The sequence below is a fragment of the Salegentibacter sp. 24 genome (assembly GCF_004362395.1).
GTDB lineage: Bacteria > Bacteroidota > Bacteroidia > Flavobacteriales > Flavobacteriaceae > Salegentibacter.
The window spans coordinates 20,578-38,491 of record NZ_SNWE01000021.1 but is presented as its reverse complement, the minus strand read 5'-3'; the positions used below and the strand labels follow the sequence as shown (position 1 = coordinate 38,491).

General features: G+C 36.4%; 15 protein-coding genes. 5 read left to right on the top strand and 10 right to left on the bottom strand.

Going from position 1 to position 17,914, the window contains the following annotated elements:
- Positions 1–81: 81 nt before the first annotated feature.
- Entirely contained in the window at positions 82–3,027 is a 2,946-nt protein-coding gene (locus tag DET49_RS14255) for a glycoside hydrolase family 3 N-terminal domain-containing protein (RefSeq protein WP_133548828.1), read from the bottom strand.
- Positions 3,028–3,421: 394 nt separating this feature from the next.
- Here DET49_RS14255 and DET49_RS14250 point away from each other — a divergent pair, with 394 nt between their 5' ends.
- From DET49_RS14250 to DET49_RS14240, 3 genes are all read left to right on the top strand, one after another.
- Positions 3,422–4,708 (top strand): ROK family transcriptional regulator, encoded by a 1,287-nt coding sequence (locus DET49_RS14250; protein WP_243729685.1) that lies wholly within the window; start codon positions 3,422–3,424, stop codon positions 4,706–4,708.
- Positions 4,709–4,738: 30 nt separating this feature from the next.
- A complete protein-coding gene (nagB, locus tag DET49_RS14245; RefSeq protein WP_133548826.1) occupies positions 4,739–6,661 on the top strand; it encodes a glucosamine-6-phosphate deaminase in 1,923 nt (640 codons plus the stop codon).
- Between the two features lie 109 nt (positions 6,662–6,770).
- A complete protein-coding gene (locus DET49_RS14240; RefSeq protein WP_243729683.1) occupies positions 6,771–7,619 on the top strand; it encodes an N-acetylmuramoyl-L-alanine amidase in 849 nt (282 codons plus the stop codon).
- Positions 7,620–7,778: 159 nt separating this feature from the next.
- On the opposite strand, the gene DET49_RS14235 is transcribed toward DET49_RS14240, so the two are convergent.
- The 4 genes from DET49_RS14235 to DET49_RS14220 all read right to left on the bottom strand — a co-directional run bounded on the left by DET49_RS14235 (position 7,779) and on the right by DET49_RS14220 (position 11,596).
- Positions 7,779–8,861, bottom strand: coding sequence for a glycosyltransferase family 9 protein (locus tag DET49_RS14235; RefSeq protein WP_133548824.1), 1,083 nt, complete (start codon positions 8,859–8,861; stop codon positions 7,779–7,781).
- A 3-nt stretch (positions 8,862–8,864) separates the two neighbouring features.
- Positions 8,865–9,476 (bottom strand): DUF4254 domain-containing protein, encoded by a 612-nt coding sequence (locus DET49_RS14230; protein ID WP_133548822.1) that lies wholly within the window; start codon positions 9,474–9,476, stop codon positions 8,865–8,867.
- Positions 9,477–9,479: 3 nt separating this feature from the next.
- Positions 9,480–10,478, bottom strand: coding sequence for a DNA adenine methylase (locus tag DET49_RS14225; RefSeq protein ID WP_133548820.1), 999 nt, complete (start codon positions 10,476–10,478; stop codon positions 9,480–9,482).
- 194 nt (positions 10,479–10,672) lie between these two features.
- Positions 10,673–11,596: a DUF6427 family protein gene (locus tag DET49_RS14220; protein WP_133548818.1), complete on the bottom strand. Its 924-nt coding sequence runs from the start codon at positions 11,594–11,596 to the stop codon at positions 10,673–10,675.
- Between the two features lie 107 nt (positions 11,597–11,703).
- Between DET49_RS14220 and DET49_RS14215 the strand changes: the two genes are divergently transcribed.
- Entirely contained in the window at positions 11,704–11,937 is a 234-nt protein-coding gene (locus DET49_RS14215; RefSeq protein ID WP_133548816.1) for a DUF6341 family protein, read from the top strand.
- On the opposite strand, the gene purD is transcribed toward DET49_RS14215, so the two are convergent.
- Positions 11,929–13,203, bottom strand: coding sequence for a phosphoribosylamine--glycine ligase (gene purD / locus DET49_RS14210; protein ID WP_133548814.1), 1,275 nt, complete (start codon positions 13,201–13,203; stop codon positions 11,929–11,931). The two genes, DET49_RS14215 and purD, sit on opposite strands and share 9 nt — an antisense overlap.
- Before the next feature lie 85 nt (positions 13,204–13,288).
- Here purD and DET49_RS14205 point away from each other — a divergent pair, with 85 nt between their 5' ends.
- Positions 13,289–14,596: a phenylacetate--CoA ligase family protein gene (locus DET49_RS14205; RefSeq protein WP_133548905.1), complete on the top strand. Its 1,308-nt coding sequence runs from the start codon at positions 13,289–13,291 to the stop codon at positions 14,594–14,596.
- A gap of 116 nt (positions 14,597–14,712) precedes the next feature.
- On the opposite strand, the gene DET49_RS14200 is transcribed toward DET49_RS14205, so the two are convergent.
- From DET49_RS14200 to rfbC, 4 genes are read right to left on the bottom strand one after another with little or no spacing between them, the layout of a single operon-like run.
- The gene (locus DET49_RS14200) at positions 14,713–15,483 is read right to left on the bottom strand and encodes a glycosyltransferase family 2 protein (RefSeq protein ID WP_133548812.1); all 771 of its coding nucleotides are present in this window, start codon (positions 15,481–15,483) and stop codon (positions 14,713–14,715) included.
- Positions 15,484–15,492: 9 nt separating this feature from the next.
- Positions 15,493–16,482, bottom strand: coding sequence for a UDP-glucuronic acid decarboxylase family protein (locus tag DET49_RS14195; protein ID WP_133548810.1), 990 nt, complete (start codon positions 16,480–16,482; stop codon positions 15,493–15,495).
- Positions 16,483–16,522: 40 nt separating this feature from the next.
- Positions 16,523–17,371 (bottom strand): dTDP-4-dehydrorhamnose reductase, encoded by an 849-nt coding sequence (rfbD, locus tag DET49_RS14190; RefSeq protein WP_133548808.1) that lies wholly within the window; start codon positions 17,369–17,371, stop codon positions 16,523–16,525.
- Entirely contained in the window at positions 17,368–17,913 is a 546-nt protein-coding gene (gene rfbC / locus DET49_RS14185) for a dTDP-4-dehydrorhamnose 3,5-epimerase (RefSeq protein ID WP_133548806.1), read from the bottom strand. Before rfbC ends, rfbD begins: the two co-directional genes overlap by 4 nt.
- Position 17,914 lies beyond the last annotated feature (1 nt).

The following is a 17,914-nucleotide window of genomic DNA, read 5'->3' as shown; positions in this document are numbered from 1 at the left end:
TTAAATAAGCGGTAAAATATTTAGGGAATCTATTCTTTATTTCAGAATAATTTTAAACAATACTGCGAAAGTCTATCTCTTTCATTCTTCTATAGCGTCATATAAAACCTGTTGAATATTAGTCCTGGTGTTTAATTGATATAATCTTGTATTGCTTCGACTCGGCAAAACACGATTAGAAAGGAACAGATAAAGCAAATCTTCTTCAGGATCTACCCAGGCGTAAATTCCTGTAAAACCCGTGTGACCAAAACTCGCCCTACTCGCGTCTTTAGCTGTATTACTACTTTCACCTTTATAGATTAAATAAGGTTTATCAAATCCGATTGCGCGATGGTTATCGTTTTCGGAAAACTGCGTGCTACTCCAATTTTTAAGAGTTTCTTCCTCAATGTAACGTTCTCCGGCATATTCACCCATATTCAGGTACATCTGCATTAGTTTTGCCAAATCGTTTGCTGTAGAAAAAAGTCCAGCATTGGCCGAAACGCCCCCCATCATTACCGCACCTTCGTCGTGCACCATGCCGTGAATCGGTTTTTCACGAAACAAATAATCGTGTTCCGTAGGCACAATACGACTTTTTTCAAAGCGCTCCAAGGGTTTATAACCTAAGGTTGTTGATCCAAGTTTATCGTAAAAATTCTCATTAATATACTTTCTAAAATCTTGTCCAGAAATTTTCTCTACAATTGCAGGAAGGAGATAAAAAGCTAACCCCGAATATTTATATTTAGCATCCTTTTCTAATTCCGATTTTTTAATGGCTCTAAAAATTTTCTTTTGATAATTACGATGTAACCACAAATCTTCAGTGACTTTGGTGGGAAATCTAGCAGAGGAATCTTTCTTGAAGGTGAACCATTTAAAACTTCCATTTTTGCGAAGTGTGTTCTTCCAGTAAGGAATCCAAGGCTTAAAACGTGCCTGGTGTGTAAGAATCTCCTTAAAAGGAATTCCCTCCTTATTCGAGTTTTTAAAATAAGGTAAGTAATCGTCTATGGAAGCATTTAAACTGAATTTATTCTGGTCCTGCAACTTCATTAAGGCTGGTAAGGCCGATGAAATTTTAGTTACCGAAGCCAAATCGTACAAATCGGTTTTTTTCACTTTTACAGTATCACTGTATTGATGATATCCGTAAGCTTTATGTAAAACGATTTTCCCATTCCTGGCGACTAAAATCTGCCCTCCTGGTATCGCTTTTTTTTTAATAGCTTCCTGCATTAAAGAATCCACACCATCAAAAAGTACTTCGGAATTCATCCCAGCATCCTCGGGCAGGGTATATTTAAACCTTATCTTTCCTTTCACATCCAATCCCTGTCCCGATTTGAATTTATCACCAATACTCACAGGCAGTCGCCCATTTGCTCCCACCCCGCCAAAAATAAGTTGCCCTGCCATATTTTGTGTGGTTTCGCTATCTTGATAAGTTAATATTAACCCGGCAGCATTTTCAATTTTATTGAGTTTATTAATCGAATAAGGATTTTTAAAATAGCTGAAAACAGTATGCTCTTTCTCGGCAAGATATGCTATAAAATTCCGAACAGATTCAGAAAATTTCATTGTATTTCGTGGAAATCGGCTGTCATCATGAATTCCCCCGATTACCACGTTAAATTCTGAAAGTTTTTCTTTGAGCTTTTCAATTTCTGAAGACTTTGCATCTGGTTTTAACTGAAAGTTTCTTACTTCAGTGTATAAATTTAGGGTTTTCTGAAATTCGGTTTGTTTTGAAGCCCCAAAAGAAATGGAGGCAATCTTTAAAGTGTCCAGCCTTCTTAATGGTAAAATACTGTTTTCGTTTTTCAGGACGGTAAGCGAGGCTTCTACTAGTTTTCTGTTAAGAAATTTAGCTTCAGCGGTATTAATTTCCTTGAGGATATTTTTAGGACTTTGGCTTTTATATTTATTTAACCCCACCCATTGCTTAACCGCCAGGATCTTTCTTACTCTATCATCTAGCTGTTTTTGAGTAATTAAACCCTGTTGAACTGCTTTACTAATTTCATCAATAGCCTTAGGAACATCCTCGGTAAACTCTAAAAGATCATTCCCGGCTAAAATTGCATCCTTATCTACAATACCGGGTTCATTACCTTTGGTAACGCCTTTCATATTCATAGCATCGGTCACAATCAAACCTTCAAAACCTAAACTATCTTTAAGAATTCCAGTTATAATTGGTTTTGATAAAGTTGAAGGGACACCGGTTGAATCTAAAGCAGGAATATTTAAATGAGCGACCATTACGCCTCCAATCCCGGATTTTATCAATTCCTTAAAAGGATACATTTCCAGGGAATCCAACCTTTCAAAAGGATGATTTATTTGCGGAAGTGCATAATGAGAATCCGTATCGGTATCGCCATGACCAGGAAAATGTTTAGCCGTAGTAAGCAAATTCGCGTCCTGCATTCCCTGCATATAGGCAATCCCTTTCAGGGAAACGTTCTTTTTATTTTCTCCAAAAGAGCGATAATTAATTACGGGGTTATTTGGGTTATTATTTACATCTACTACCGGGGCAAAATTCAGATGAAGCCCAGTGCGCTTTATTTGTCGGGCAACTTCCTTTCCAAGATCATAAATCAAACTATCATCGCGAATAGCTCCAAGAGCCATCTGAAAGGGGTAACTTATCGTATTATCCAGTCGCATTCCCAGTCCCCATTCCGCATCTATAGCTCCCAACAATGGAACTTCAGAAGCTAACTGGTAATCGTTGATCAACCTTAACTGGGACTCAGGGTCACCCTGGAAAAAGATCAATCCCCCAATTTTTTGTTCCTTGATTAATTTCAGGATCTCTTCCTTATGCTCCTTATCCCGGTTCGAATATGCCGCCACCATGATTAACTGTGCGATTCTTTCTTTCGGCGTAAGCTTTTTCATTATAGAATCAACCCATTTACTATTGGTGAATCGGAGAAATTCCGGAGCCTTTACAGTGTCCTTCTGAGCCTGGAGTGAAAGACTAAAAAAAGTGACTGTGAATAAGAATAAAATTTTATTCCTCATTTTATAAATTTTGGTTTAAACTTTAATATGGTTATTTTTTTCGATAACGAATTGCCATCCAGCAACCTTTGTGGATACAAAAATAGCAACAAGCAACGAAGCGATATAACTTATTTGGCAAGCTAAGATATAAGTTTTCACAAAGCCAGGGTTAAAGTCCGGCTTGTTAACGAAGAATAATTTTCCTTAACATCAGCATAGGATCAGATTTTACCTTTGAAAATTCAAATATATAACTTACACATAAAAATATAAATTTCGATTAAATAATTAATCTTTTATAAAAAAATAGAGAAAGTATTTTTAAAAATAATTTTTTTATATACTTTTAAATTCAAAATAAATTCTTTTTTTCAAAAGCTTAAAACCAATCTTAATGCTTTTATCATAAACTATGACATCTCAAACCATGCCCTCAGATCTCCATGACTTTTTTATAGATGAAAAAAAACTAGCTAAGGTCAATAATGTAGAGCGAAAAAAATATCTACAAAAACTAAAGATCATCAAGCACCTTTTTCTCAATGGCGAGACCTCTAATGCGGAAGTCTGCCAGCGATTTAATGTAAGTCTTCCAACCTCTATGTCTCTGCTAAATCAGCTTGTTGAAGAAGGTATAGTAGTAAAAAAAGGCCGGGGGAAATCTGAAGGTGGTCGCAAACCTGATCTTTATGGGCTTGAAGAAAATTCTTTTTTCGTAATAAGCATACATATAGAACGCTATAGTATTAAGTTGGCGATAATCGATAACAATCATACAATACTTCACGAAAGAGCCTGGCCTGCAGAAATTTCTTCAGGCTCTAATATTGTGGACATTTTATTTGAGTGGAGCATGGAAATACTGAAAGAATCCAATATTAAGTTAGACCAGGTTATGGGTGTAGGCATTAGTATGCCCGGACTGGTTTCGGCTGAAGCCGGGAAAAACTTTACTTATTATTTAAGCGAACAGGAACCTGAATCCCTTAAAATAAAATTTGAGAAAAAATTCAAGAAGCCCGTCGCTATTTTAAACGATGCAAAGAGTGCATGTTTGGCTGAATTCCGTTTTGGATCAGCAAAAAATAAAAGCAATGTGCTGGTCATTTCTATGGACTGGGGTATTGGTCTTGGAATTATTATGGGCGGCAGAATGCATTCGGGAGAATCTGGATTTGCGGGAGAATTCGGCCATATTCCAATGACAGAAGACGGATTACTTTGTCACTGCGGAAAACGCGGTTGCCTAGAAACAGAAGCTTCCGGCCTTGCCCTGGTCAGGAAAGCCAAAGAAGGTTTAGAAGACGGGCAAACTTCAGTTTTAAACAACCTCACAAAGGAAGAACTAGAAAAACTCGAACCAGAAACCATTATTGATGCTGCCAACAAGGGCGACCAGTTTGCGATAAATGTTTTATCTGAAATAGGCATTAATCTAGGGAAAGGAATCGCAATTCTTATTCAAATATTTAATCCAGAATTGGTGATTCTGGAAGGCAAGATTGCTCAAGCAAAACAATTTATTACAACGCCAATTCAGCAATCAATGAATACTTATTGTATGATGCAACTTAAAGAACGTACAAAAATCCAACTTTCTACCCTTGGGTCCAATTCCAGCCTATACGGAGGCACCATTGCAGTAATGGACGATATATTTAAAGATCAGGTAAGCCTGGTTAAATCGTATATCAGTTAAATAAAAATTTAGAAATCAGCTAAAGAAATTATGGCCAGATTAAACCTTTTAGAAGAAACACGCTTTGAAAAGCTGCCAGTTAAAGTTTATGAAAATGAACAAATAGCCTCAAAAAAAGTAGCAAAACGAATCGCTGACTTGATTAAACGCAAGCAAGAAAACCACGAAAACGCCGTGTTAGGTCTTGCTACCGGGGCCACTCCTGTAGGTGTTTATGAAGAGTTAATTCGACTGCATAAAAAAGAAGGTTTGAGTTTTAAAAACGTAGTGACTTTTAATCTGGATGAATATTACCCCATGCAGCCTGATGCAAAGCAGAGTTATGTTAAATTTATGGATGAAAATCTTTTTAATCATATTGATATAAAAAGAGACAATATTCATATTCCTGATGGTACACTTGCCAAAGAAGATATAACTGATTACTGCCTGTCGTACGAAAACAAAATAGGTGCGGTTGGCGGATTAGACCTGCAACTGCTGGGAATTGGAAGAACAGGGCACATCGGCTTTAACGAACCTGGATCTGCTCCCAATTCAGGTACACGCCTGGTAACCTTAGATGATTTGACCCGCCGGGATGCCTCACGAGATTTTGGAGGAAAGGAGAATGTGCCTACCAAAGCCATTACAATGGGAATTGGCACCATTTTTAAAGCACGTGAAATTATCTTGATGGCCTGGAGTAAGAAAAAAGCTCCGATTATCAAGAAAGCGGTTGAAGGTGCCATGTCTGGAAACGTGCCGGCCACCTACCTTCAGCTCTCAGATAGTGTTGAATTTATTTTGGATGAAGATGCTGCTTCAGAGTTGACAAGGTTCGATACGCCCTGGCTGGTAAAAGATTGTAGTTGGAATAAAAACCTTATTAAAAAGGCCGTTATCTGGCTTTCTTCCCAGGTAACAAAACCAATCCTAAAACTTACCGATGAGGATTACAATAACAACGGTATGGCTCAACTCGCAACCGAGCAAGGCCCAGCATACGATATTAATATAGATGTTTTTAACCAGTTGCAGCACAGTATTACCGGTTGGCCAGGTGGGAAACCAAATGCGGACGATTCACAACGACCAGAGCGCAAGAATCCGGCTAAAAAGCGATCTTTAATTTTCTCGCCACATCCCGATGATGATGTGATTTCCATGGGGGGAACTTTCATTAGGCTTGTTGATCAAGGTCACCAGGTTCATGTGGCTTATCAAACTTCAGGAAATACCGCGGTTTGGGACACCGATGTTTTACGTTATGTAGAATTTGCCATAGATTTTAAAAAAAGCATAGGTGAAGACACACAAAAGCTAGAGGCTACATATGAAAAAATGCGTGCTTTTATTGATAAGAAAGAGCCAAATGACATTGATCTTGATGAAATTAGAGATGTAAAAGCGTTTATTAGAAAATCAGAAGCCATCGCTGGTGCGCGTTTTGCTGGATTAAAAGATAATAACATCCATTTTATGGCACTTCCATTTTATGAAACCGGAAAAAAAATAAAAAATCCGGTGACCGATAAAGATGTAGAACTTACCATGGAATTACTGAAAAAAATTAAACCGCACCAGGTATTTGCTGCTGGAGATTTTGCCGATCCTCACGGGACGCATATCGTTTGTTTCAGAATTATTCTTGAAGCGATGAAAAGGCTCAGAAAAACTGAAACCTGGATTAAAGATTGCTGGTTATGGATGTACCGTGGCGCCTGGCAGGAATTTGATATTCATGAAATAGAGATGGCTGTTCCTCTTTCCCCACAAGAGGTTCAACGCAAAAGACAAGCGATATTCCAGCACCAATCCCAAAAGGACCATCCCGTCTTCCCAGGAGATGATGAACGTGAGTTCTGGGTTAGGGCCGAAGAAAGAAATCGTGAAACCGCGGAGAGTTACCATTCATTAGGTTTGGCAAACTATGAAGCTATGGAAGCTTTTGTTAAATGGAAATTTGATTAAAATTATCAACCTGATGATTTCAGCAAAAAAAATAATACCTTTTTTCTACTTAGCAATGACATTTTTTATTTTCTCATGTGGGAGTAATCCATATGCGAAGACCAACAAAATGTATAAAAAACAGGCAAAAGCTTATAGTAAAGAATTGCAGCAGTTACCCACCCCGGAAAACCAGAAAGAATCCGCACTCGACTATGGTGATTACTGGGTGGGAACTACTAATTTTAACCTTCGCAAGCCTAACTATGTTATAATTCATCATACCGCCCAAGATTCAGTTCGGCAAACTTTAAACACGTTTACCTTGCCAAAAACACAGGTCAGTTCACATTATGTAATTTCCAAAAACGGAGAAATATATCATATGTTGAACGATTATTATCGTGCATGGCACGGTGGAGTAGGAAAATGGGGGAATAATACTGATTTAAATTCTTCTTCTCTTGGAATTGAAATTGACAACAATGGTAAAGAAGAATTTACCGAGGTTCAGATTTTAAGTTTAATTGAACTGCTAAAGGAAATTAAAGAAAAATATAATATTCCTGCCGAAAATTTTATTGGTCATTCTGATATTGCACCCGCCCGAAAAGTTGATCCTAACGCTAATTTCCCCTGGGAACATTTAGCCCAAGAAGGTTTTGGATTATGGTATGATGAATCTGAAATTGAGAAATTAAAGCTTGAAGCTGAATTCTTTAAACCAAACCCTTTAATTATTGATCTTAATTCTAGGCTCAACACTCGAATCCCCTTTATTGATAAATTAGTATTCCCCGAAGTAATACCGGCAGGTTTTAATGTTGAAAAAGCACTGAGAATAATAGGTTACAACACCTCGGATCTTCAAGCGGCTAAAGCTGCTTTTAAACTACATTTTATACAGGAAAATTTAAACCAGCCTTTTAATTCTTATGATTTAAAAGTACTGTACCACTTGCATAAAAAGTATTTATAAAAACACAAACTATTTGAGATGAGGATTTATGTACGGTCCAATGTTACAGACAATCCGTAACTGATTTAGCTTCAATTAGCATATCTTAAAGTAGATTCAAATTGCAGCATAAAGTTTATTAAAACTTCTTATTTTATCAACATCAATGATTCTAGAGCTTTAAAATAAAACCTCCTGAATCTTATTTAAAACCATTTTTGGAGAAATACTTCTAATGGCATTCTGATAGCCGTCGGGAAATTTATTTCCGTAAACGGAAGTTGGTATATTGGGAAATCGGGTAAGATCAGGAATTAAACTGTTTTCATCGGGTTGGTTAAACGGTCTAAATCCAGCATAAGGATGTGTAACACCCCAGATACTAATAACAGGAACTCCATACAAAGCCGCAATATGACCATTTCCGCTATCCATAGAAAGCATGGCATCAAGATTTGAAATCAAAACAAGTTCTTCCGAGAAGTTCAGTTTTCCCGCGATACTAATAGTATTTTTAAATTTCGCCGCCCAGATTTCCAGTTGTTGTTTTTCCTCTTTCCCACCGCCGAAAAGTAAGATTTTAATGTTTGGGTTGTTGCTTAATTCCTGTAAAACAGTTTCCATTAAATCTGTTGGATAAACTTTAGAATTATGCTGCGCAAAAGGGGCTATTCCCAGCCATTTTTTAGGCTCAGCACCTACCAGAATCCTTGTTTTATCTGAAAGTTTAGCTTTAGGAGGGAATCTATGTGTGTCAATCGCTAAAGGATAACCTAAAGCATCCAAAACATCAGCATAGCGCTGTACAGTAGTTTTTAACTGCTTATAAATTTTATTGTTTTTTCGAGTAAGCGCCTTCTTTTCGCTTCTGCCTTTATCAATTTGCTTCACCGTTATTCCAAACATATAGAACACCGAATTCAATATATTGGTACGCAAAACATCGTGGAGATCTGCTACTTTATCAATGCCAAGATCCCTTAAATCTTTTGCTAACCGGCAAAGTCCTATTACACCGCTATGTACTCCATTAACATCGGCCTTGTAAACCGAAACCCTTGGAATTCCATTGAACAAGGGTTCAAAAAAACCACGGGTTAAAACGGTTACTTTTAAATCGGGGTAGGTAGCTGTTAAAACCCTTACTACTGGAACCGTCATGGCAACATCGCCCATTGCTGAAAATCGAATAATCAAAATATGAGATTTCTCATTCTTTTCAGATACAGAAAGATCGCTCGTATTTTGACTGGTTTGATTCATATTTTAAGGGTTATTTTTACGTAAAACCGGGTTCAGTTCATCATCGTTATACATTTTCATTTGTCTGTAGACCTTCATGTATTTTATCCCAGCAGCGATATCTTCTAACAATTGATTTATTGCAAGAGAAAGATCTACACGTTGTTCTAGCAAAACATCAAGTTTCGCATTACACTTCATCTGATGTTCCTTTGAAGCATCTTTGCGGTTGGCCTCTTGATGCATATGATAGATCTTTAAGGCCAGGATTGAAAGCCGATCGACAGCCCAGGCCGGGCTCTCAGAATTAATTGTTGCGTTGGCATCAGGCTCAATATTTTTAAATTTGTCCAAAAAATAACTATCAATATATTCCACGGTATCTGTGCGGTCCTGGTTTGAAGCATCTATTTGGCGTTTTAGTGCTAACGCATCTACAGGATTTATGTGTTTATCACGAATTATATCTTCATAATGCCATTGTACCGTATCTATCCAACATTTTCGATACAACAGATGTTCAATCAATTCATTTTCGCTATTATAAGGGTTTAAAAACGGCTGATCAACCGTGTCCTTTTCGTGGTATTTTTGTATTACTTCCTGAAAGATTTTATTCGCTTTATCTGAAAACATAAATTATATTTTTTCTAAAATATGAAGGTATTCTATGGTTTTATTGGCTGTATGGTTACGATTTTTAGATTTATCCGCTTTGAAGCGCTGATAATTTTTTGTGACTAAATCGTATTTTCCAAAACAGCTCATTATTTTTTTTATTTCTTCACTAGGCAATAAACCCTCGTTGTTATAACTGAAAAATATATACCTGAAATTTGCATTCTCGAGTAAATCCTTAAATGAATTTACAACTCCCCCTCGCTTGCAGTAATTAGAACGATAATAATCACGAAGACCGGTTTTGCCCTGTGGTGCAAAGGTATCATATTTTGCGATAGTATTTAAAATATGGTAATTAGCCCCATACTGTCGAGCATTGTATGGGGGATCTAAATATAAAATATCGCCTTTGATCTCCTTTATTAAAAGGTTAGCGTCTTGTTGAAAAACCTTGTGTGAATTTTCAGTAAATTCAAATTTTGCCGGTTTGAGTTTTAATTCTTTTCTTGCCGAAAGTTTCACCTTTTTGAGAAACGCACCATACACGGATGCAGTATTAGCAACTTTATCAGCGCTTTCAAGTAAAGAAGCTAAAAGATAAAAATATTGGTCTTCCAATATTTGCTCACTCAACCTCCAACTCTCTATTTTTCGCCGAATCGCGTCTATTTTCCTTCCGTTTCCTTCAGAAAAATATAATCGGTTACCCTTACCGTTTTCACTGTATTGTTCGGAAATAAAACCTGGTTCACCTTTCAGCTTATTTAATTCTGAAAGAAAATATTCGATATCTAGTTGTTGATAATTTTCAATATAATTTTTAAGCAAAACATAGCTGTAATATTCTACATCATTTGCGATAACGGATTTTACAGAAGTTTTAAAATTCCTGCCTACCCTGCCAGTGCCTGCAAAAAGATCGCAAAAAACCATCTGAGATAGATCTTCGCTAACCACACCTTTTACCGTAGACTTTATAAAATCGCCAAGCTTATGTTTGGAACCTATATAATTCATTATATCCGCGAGATCATTTCAAACCACATTCATTTTGAACTGCTTAAACTGATTTTTTTAATTGATCATATCAAAAATAGCAACATATTTTTCAATTGAGTCCTTCAAAAAAAAAATCCGGCTTTTAGTTTCTTTTTGTTAACGTTTTTGAGCCAACGAAAGTAGAATAAATCAAAAAGGAAGGAAGGCATTTTCTAGAAAATCATTGGTAAACATATAGGCATTAAGATAAGCAATATGAGCAAGACTTCTCTAAAGACTTTATCCTGCTTTTGATCAAAATAGATGGAGGTAATAATACTAAGGGGCACAAAAAAGAAAATTAGTTCACTACCATCTTTGGTTGGGGCCAAAATAGCCACAGACACTGCAGTAACCAAGCTGAGTAAAACTAAGTTTAGGGAGGGTTTCAGGGAAACGCTGGCTTTATTAATTACGGCAAGAAACCTTACGAGCGTCCAGAGAGTTAAGGTTAAAATAATACTCACTGGAATGAGTATTTTAAGGTTTTGATAGTTTGAATAGTCAAAATTATTCCCCTCAAACCATTGTGAAAAAAAATAAAATTGATCGTAAACTAAAATATGAAAACTAAGCGTTAAGGCAGCTACCGTTAAAGCTGCAATTGGCGGGATTAACCAGTTTTTACCTTTGGGTAAATAATATAGAATTCCGGCATAAACCACAATCAGGAATAAAATAGACCAAAAATAAAATAGGGATGCGATACAAATCCAGAAAGTAGCATCAAAAACCTTCTTCTGCATCACTTTTTTTGATTTTAAACTAATGATTCTTCTAAAGGCAAAAAGCACACATAAGTTGGCAAATATAACCTGATGATTTTTTAAAAGGCTAAAAAATGAAGCTGAAAAAACTACGAATAGTAATATTTTATAGGCACTGCGGTAGGTAAGTTCATTCTTCTTAGCGATAAAGTTAAGAGTGAAAACACTTAGAACAAGACATAGTAAAACCGCTAATTTCTCCAAGAAATATAATGGATTAAAAACAATAAACCATTCCCTAAAATTAGCGATTATAAAAAAAACGATCAAGTAAACGGTAATCAAAACACCGTTAACCGGTTTTGATTTGCTAAAAAAGCTTGTTAGCATTATGGTTTTTTATATTTTTGTAATCTGAAATAACAAAGTTAGTTAATGTACACCTGAAAAGGTATTTTACTCTAGCTTTAAATAATTTGAACTTAAATTCATTAAAAATGTTAAGAGATATATTTGAAGGTATCGCCTATTTATTTGAAGAGATACTTTTCTATCCATTAGATCTTCTAAGGGAATTAGAATTAGATTCTTGGTGGGCGGCAAATGCCCTCAACTTCATTTTTGTTTTAGTCGGTATGGCTGCCTTTGCCTACTGGATGAAGCAACTCAAGCAATACAACGAACTCAACGATGAAGATCGCGACCCTACCGCGCATTCGTTTTTAGGATAAATCGAACCCGAGATCTTTTCTATAATACATCTTATCAAAATGTATTTTTTTGGCATTTTGATAAGATTTTTTTAGTGCCTCTTTATAATCAGTTCCTAAGGAAGTTACCGCAATTACGCGGCCTCCATTGGTCACAATTTTATCTCCTTCTTTTATTGTTCCTGCATGAAATATAATGGCGTCTTCGACCTTATCAAATCCGGTAATTTCCTTATATTTCTCATACGCTTCAGGATAACCTCCCGATACAAGCATTACAGTTGTCGCCGCACGCTCATCGATTTCTAAAGTTATTTCGTCTAATTTTCCGTGTGCAACTTTTTCGAAGACTTCAACCAGATCTGATTTAATTCTTGGTAGCACAACTTCAGTTTCTGGATCACCCATTCGTACATTATATTCTATCACATAGGGTTCGTTATTTACCATAATAAGACCTATAAAAATAAATCCCTTATAATCTATATTCTCCTCCTGTAGACCATTAACCGTAGGTTTCACAATACGTTCTTCAATCTTTCGCATCAATATTTCGTCGGTGAATGGGACTGGTGAAATCGCACCCATTCCGCCAGTATTCAAACCGGTATCGCCCTCACCAATTCGCTTGTAATCCTTTGCCGTGGGTAAAATTTTATAATTCTTCCCATCAGTTAATACAAAAACACTAAGTTCAATACCGTTTAAAAATTCTTCGATTACGACTTTAGCGCTGGCCGCACCAAATTTCTTTTCGGCTAGCATATTTTGAAGTTCGTGTTTTGCCTCTTCAAGATCGTTTAAAATTAAAACACCCTTGCCGGCAGCTAGTCCATCGGCCTTTAAAACATATGGCGGTTTTAGGGTTTCCAGGAATTTTTTTCCAGCCTCCAGGCTTTTCTCGGTAAAACTCTCGTAAGCCGCGGTAGGAATTTTGTGCATAGCCATAAACTCTTTGGCCCTTTCTTTACTTCCTTCTAAAAGTGCTCCGCGTTTTGAAGGACCAATCACTTTTACTTGCTTTAAAGCCTCATCTTCATTAAAATAATCAGTAATCCCATCTACCAGTGGATCTTCAGGACCTACTACCAGCATTTCAATTTCTTCTTTCAGTACAAAATCTTTAATAGATTTAAAATCAGTGACTTTAAGATCGATATTTTCTGCAATTTGTGCAGTTCCAGCGTTACCTGGCGCAACAAAAAGTTGAGAACATTTTGGGCTCTGGCCAAGTTTATAGGCAAAAGTATGTTCGCGTCCACCGGCACCAAGAATTAAAATTTTCATCCTGAAGTTATTTTAGTTATGCACCAAAAATAATTGTTTGTAAATTGAAGCACCAATTATTTCTGATAAAAAAGCTTTTTTGCCCTTGGACTGGTTTAAACTCTCGTTGCAACTTAACAAATTTCCCATAACCAGGGCGCAAAAAACATTAAAGGTAATACAGGAAATCCCTGAAGAAAATTATAAGGATTACATCTTCGAAAAGCGGAAGAACATTGTTGAATTTCACATACATAATAATCAATTTTATAAAAACTACTTTGGAAAAAAGGAATTCACCAATTGGAGTGAGGTGCCTCTGATGAGCAAAACCGATTTACAACAAAAACTTCAGAATCGTCTAAGCAAAGGTTTTTCAAAATCCAACGCTTATATAGGAAAGACTTCTGGCAGTAGTGGTACACCATTTGTTTTTGCCAAAGATAAATTTGCTCATGCGATGAGTTGGGCTGGGTTTCAGGATCGCTACCACTGGCACGGTATTGATCTTAACAAATCTTTGCAAGCCAGGTTCTATGGTATCCCCCTGGATTTCTACGGAAACATGCAGGAAAGAATAAAAGACCGAATTAGTCTACGTCGCAGGTTTCCCATTTTTGACCTTAGCGAACAGAAAATGGAGAATTTTCTGAAACGTTTTCAAAATTCTAATTTCAGTTATATTAATGGATATACCAGCGCGGTTTTACTTTTTGCGAAATTTCTGGACTATAGGAATTTAATTTTGAAAGAGGTCTGTCCCAGCTTGCAACTCTGTATTGTTACTTCTGAAAGATTGTTTGAAGAGGACAAAAGCTTGATGGAAGCGGTTTTCGGTGTTACTGTAGTGAACGAATATGGCGCCAGTGAAGTCGGACTTATCGCTTTCGAAAACTTAAAAAATGAATGGATCGTTAATGCCGAGGATCTCTTGGTAGAAATTCTTGACGAAAATTGTAATTGCGTCCCAAACGGTACTGAAGGCCGAATCGTAATTACTTCACTTTATAACAAGGCTCATCCAATGATTCGCTACGATATTGGCGATACCGGAATTCTTTCAGAACAAAGTACTGCCAAAAAGCCAGTTTTGAAAAAATTAATTGGACGTGCTAATGATGTGGCTATACTTCCCGGTGGAAAAGTAGTCCCCGGCCTTACATTTTATTATGTAACGAAAAGCATTATTGAAGACACCGGAAGTATTAAAGAGTTTATTATAAATCAAACCGCTCCCGATTCTTTTAAAATTGAATATGTGAGCCAAAAGAAATTTTCCGAAAACCAGCAACAGAAAATATTGCGCGCCATTGAAACCTATGTGGGTAAAAACTTAACAGTTGTGTTTCAAAGAAAAGACCGGCTTATACGAAGTAAAAGCGGAAAATTAAAGCAGTTTACTTCAGATATATAGGAATTATTCCAATTCTTTAATAATTCTAAATAATCTTTAATCACTGAAGTGTGCAAATAAGATGGAAAATTTCCCAAACTACTGTGAAAGGCTTGGGTAATACTTTGAAGAATTTTTCAAATTCTTTTTACCTGTTTTGACTTCACGAAAAATTGTTCTTTTAGAAAAATAAGCATAAAACAAGTACTTTTGAATACACTAAAGTCTAGAACCTTATGATAGACTTGGAAATTGTATTTTATCATTTCAAACTTATTTCCTGAAATCGATCCTTTTCTGACCCGGTATTTCGCCAAACATCTCTGAATTCCTATGGCCGGCCCTCCCTTTTTTAAAGCTTTCAGCCAAAGGCCCCAATCTTGGCGCTTTCTGAGTTCCGGAGCATAAATTTTCCCCAGTTTCTTAGCATTATAAATACCAGTTAAGTTGCCCAGATAATTTGATTTCAACAATTTATGGTAGGATAAAATGGGTAAAGCTTCTATGATTTCTTTACGAGAATTGCCGTTTTCATCTATTTGCAAATAACTGGAAAAAGAAACTGCATAACCTTGCCCTAGCATTACTTCAAGATGAATTTCCAGCTTTTTTGGCTTCCATTGGTCATCTGCATCCAAAAATGCAATAAAATCGCCCTGCGCTTCTTTAATGGCCTTATTCCGGCTTATCCCCGCGCCTAAATTACTTATATTCTGAATTATTTTAATTCGTGAATCTAGTTTTGCCAGATTTTTCGCTTTGTAAAGGGTGGAATCCGAAGAAGAATCATCAATTATAAACAATTCCCAGTTGGAATATGTTTGTGCAATAATAGAATTTACAGCAACCTCAATAAATTTTTCCGCATTATAAGCAGGCATTATTACTGAAACCAATGGTTTTTCCATAAACTCAGTTTAACGCCTAATATGATTTGAAAAATCTTTGTGCTCGCTTTTCTCCAGTTCTTCAGGACTCAGGTTTTTAAAATAATCGTAGGTGATTTTCATGCCCTGACTTCGTGAAATTTTGGGTTCCCATCCCAAAACTTTTTTTGCCCGGCTAATATCAGGCTGTCTTTTTAGCGGATCGTCTTCCGGAAGTCTTTGGTAAACAATCTTTTGGTTGGTTCCTGTGAGCATCAGGATTTCTTGTGCAAAATCTTTGATGGTAATTTCATCTGGATTACCAATATTCACAGGATCGGAATAATCGCTCAACAACAAACGGTGAATTCCTTCAATTTGATCGTCTACAAAACAGAAGGAACGTGTTTGCAAACCATCTCCAAAAATGGTAAGATCCTCTCCACGGAGCGCCTGACCAATAAATGCGGGGATCACTCGTCCATCATTTAAACGCATTCTGGGACCATAGGTATTAAAAATACGTGCAATTCTGGTTTCCAAACCATGAAAACGATGATATGCCATCGTAATAGACTCCTGAAAACGCTTGGCTTCATCATACACCCCACGCGGACCAATAGTGTTCACATTTCCGTAATACTCTTCACTTTGTGGATGTACCTGGGGATCCCCATAAACTTCAGAAGTGGAAGCAATTAAAATTCTGGCATTCTTTTCTTTAGCCAAACCTAAACAATGTAAAGTCCCTACTGAACCAACTTTTAAGGTTTGAATAGGAATCTTTAAATAATCTATCGGGCTGGCAGGAGAAGCAAAATGTAAAATATAATCTAATTGACCGGGGACATGAATAAATTTAGTGATATCATGATGAAAAAATTCAAAATTATCAAGTTTAAACAGATGCTGAATATTTTTTACATCGCCGGTAATCAGGTTGTCCATGGCAATAACATCGTAACCATCTTTAATAAATCGATCACATAAATGGGAGCCCAGAAATCCAGCTGCACCGGTAATAAGTATTCTTTTTGCCATTGGGTAAGTTTGATCTGAAATTAATAAAATTCTTACAGAATTAAGTATTTATCAATCCTTTTAGGCTCTCTTTCCAATGCAATATTGGTGTTGAGAATATTTGTTGAACTTTAGTTTTGTCCAGCACGCTGTATGCTGGCCGATTGGCAATGCTTCTAAAATCATTGCTTTTGTGTAATTGAGTTGTATGTAAATTCCTTGAAAATTCCAGTATTGCTTTAGCAAAATCGTACCAAGTAGCTGCTCCAAGATTGCTAAAATGATATAGTCCGAAATCTTTCTTTCCCGATGCGATTATTTTCAAAACTAAATCTGTGAGATCATTAGCATTAGTTGGTGTTCCAACTTGTGAAGTAATAATGTTTAAATCCGCTTTTTCACTTATTTTTCTAAGTATAGTTTTGTAAAAATTATGTCCGAATTCTGAATACAACCAGGAGGTTCTGAAGATATAATGCCCTTTTAAAACTTCAGTGATAGCTTGCTCTCCTTTAAATTTTGATAAACCATAGACATTAATAGGATTTGTAGGGTCACTTTCTTTATAAGGCTCCTCAGCTTTTCCATCAAACACATAATCGGTGGAAAAATGCACTAATTTTGCTTTGTTTTCATTACATACCTCGGCAATATTTTTAGCGCCTTTTGTATTTATTTCAAAAGCTTTTTCTCTATCAGATTCGGCTTTATCTACATTTGTGTATGCTGCGCAGTTAATTACCCAATCGTATTTTATTTCGGAAAAAAGTTCTTTCAACTGAGGCTTATTGGTAATATCGGCTTCCGATGAAGACTTAAAGTCAAAATTGAAATCAGGATAATTCCCGGAACCCATTTTAAAACAAGTTCCCAACTGTCCTTTAGCACCGGTAACTAGAATATTCTTCATCCAAAAACTTCTTTTAGTCGAGGTTGTTTTAAATCTTTATCAGAAATTATCATTTCTTCCTCCGGAAACTCCCAGTCGATCGCCAAATCAGGATCGTTGTAAAGAATTCCAGCTTCAGAACCTGGGTAATAATACTGGTCACACTTATAGGCGAAAACAGAAGTTTCTGAAAGGGTTACAAAACCGTGGCCAAAACCCTTAGGAATATAAAGTTGATATAGATTCTCATCGTCCAAAATTATCTTAAAACTTTGCTTAAAAGAGGGGGATTCAGGTCGCAGGTCTACAACCACATCCAGCACTTTTCCATAAATTGCACGCACCAGTTTTGTTTGTGCCAATTCTCCTATTTGATAATGCAACCCGCGTATAACCCCACGTTTTGAAATTGACTGATTATCCTGGACAAATTCTTTTTCGATTCCTGTCAATTCAATAAATTTCTTCTTGTGATAGCTCTCCAGGAAAAGACCGCGTTTATCCCTAAAAATATCGGGTTTAATAATAAAACAGTCTTGTAGAGGAGATTCTTCAATGTGCATA

Coding starts and splice junctions, on each gene's coding strand:
- DET49_RS14255 (WP_133548828.1), bottom strand. CDS start 3,027: ATGAGGAATAAAATTTTATTCTTATTCACAGTCACTTTTTTTAGTCTT.
- nagB (WP_133548826.1), top strand. CDS start 4,739: ATGGCCAGATTAAACCTTTTAGAAGAAACACGCTTTGAAAAGCTGCCA.
- rfbD (WP_133548808.1), bottom strand. CDS start 17,371: ATGAAGAATATTCTAGTTACCGGTGCTAAAGGACAGTTGGGAACTTGT.
- DET49_RS14220 (WP_133548818.1), bottom strand. CDS start 11,596: ATGCTAACAAGCTTTTTTAGCAAATCAAAACCGGTTAACGGTGTTTTG.
- rfbC (WP_133548806.1), bottom strand. CDS start 17,913: ATGCACATTGAAGAATCTCCTCTACAAGACTGTTTTATTATTAAACCC.
- DET49_RS14200 (WP_133548812.1), bottom strand. CDS start 15,483: ATGGAAAAACCATTGGTTTCAGTAATAATGCCTGCTTATAATGCGGAA.
- DET49_RS14230 (WP_133548822.1), bottom strand. CDS start 9,476: ATGTTTTCAGATAAAGCGAATAAAATCTTTCAGGAAGTAATACAAAAA.
- DET49_RS14195 (WP_133548810.1), bottom strand. CDS start 16,482: ATGGCAAAAAGAATACTTATTACCGGTGCAGCTGGATTTCTGGGCTCC.
- DET49_RS14215 (WP_133548816.1), top strand. CDS start 11,704: ATGTTAAGAGATATATTTGAAGGTATCGCCTATTTATTTGAAGAGATA.
- DET49_RS14225 (WP_133548820.1), bottom strand. CDS start 10,478: ATGAATTATATAGGTTCCAAACATAAGCTTGGCGATTTTATAAAGTCT.
- DET49_RS14240 (WP_243729683.1), top strand. CDS start 6,771: ATGTATAAAAAACAGGCAAAAGCTTATAGTAAAGAATTGCAGCAGTTA.
- DET49_RS14235 (WP_133548824.1), bottom strand. CDS start 8,861: ATGAATCAAACCAGTCAAAATACGAGCGATCTTTCTGTATCTGAAAAG.
- purD (WP_133548814.1), bottom strand. CDS start 13,203: ATGAAAATTTTAATTCTTGGTGCCGGTGGACGCGAACATACTTTTGCC.
- DET49_RS14250 (WP_243729685.1), top strand. CDS start 3,422: ATGACATCTCAAACCATGCCCTCAGATCTCCATGACTTTTTTATAGAT.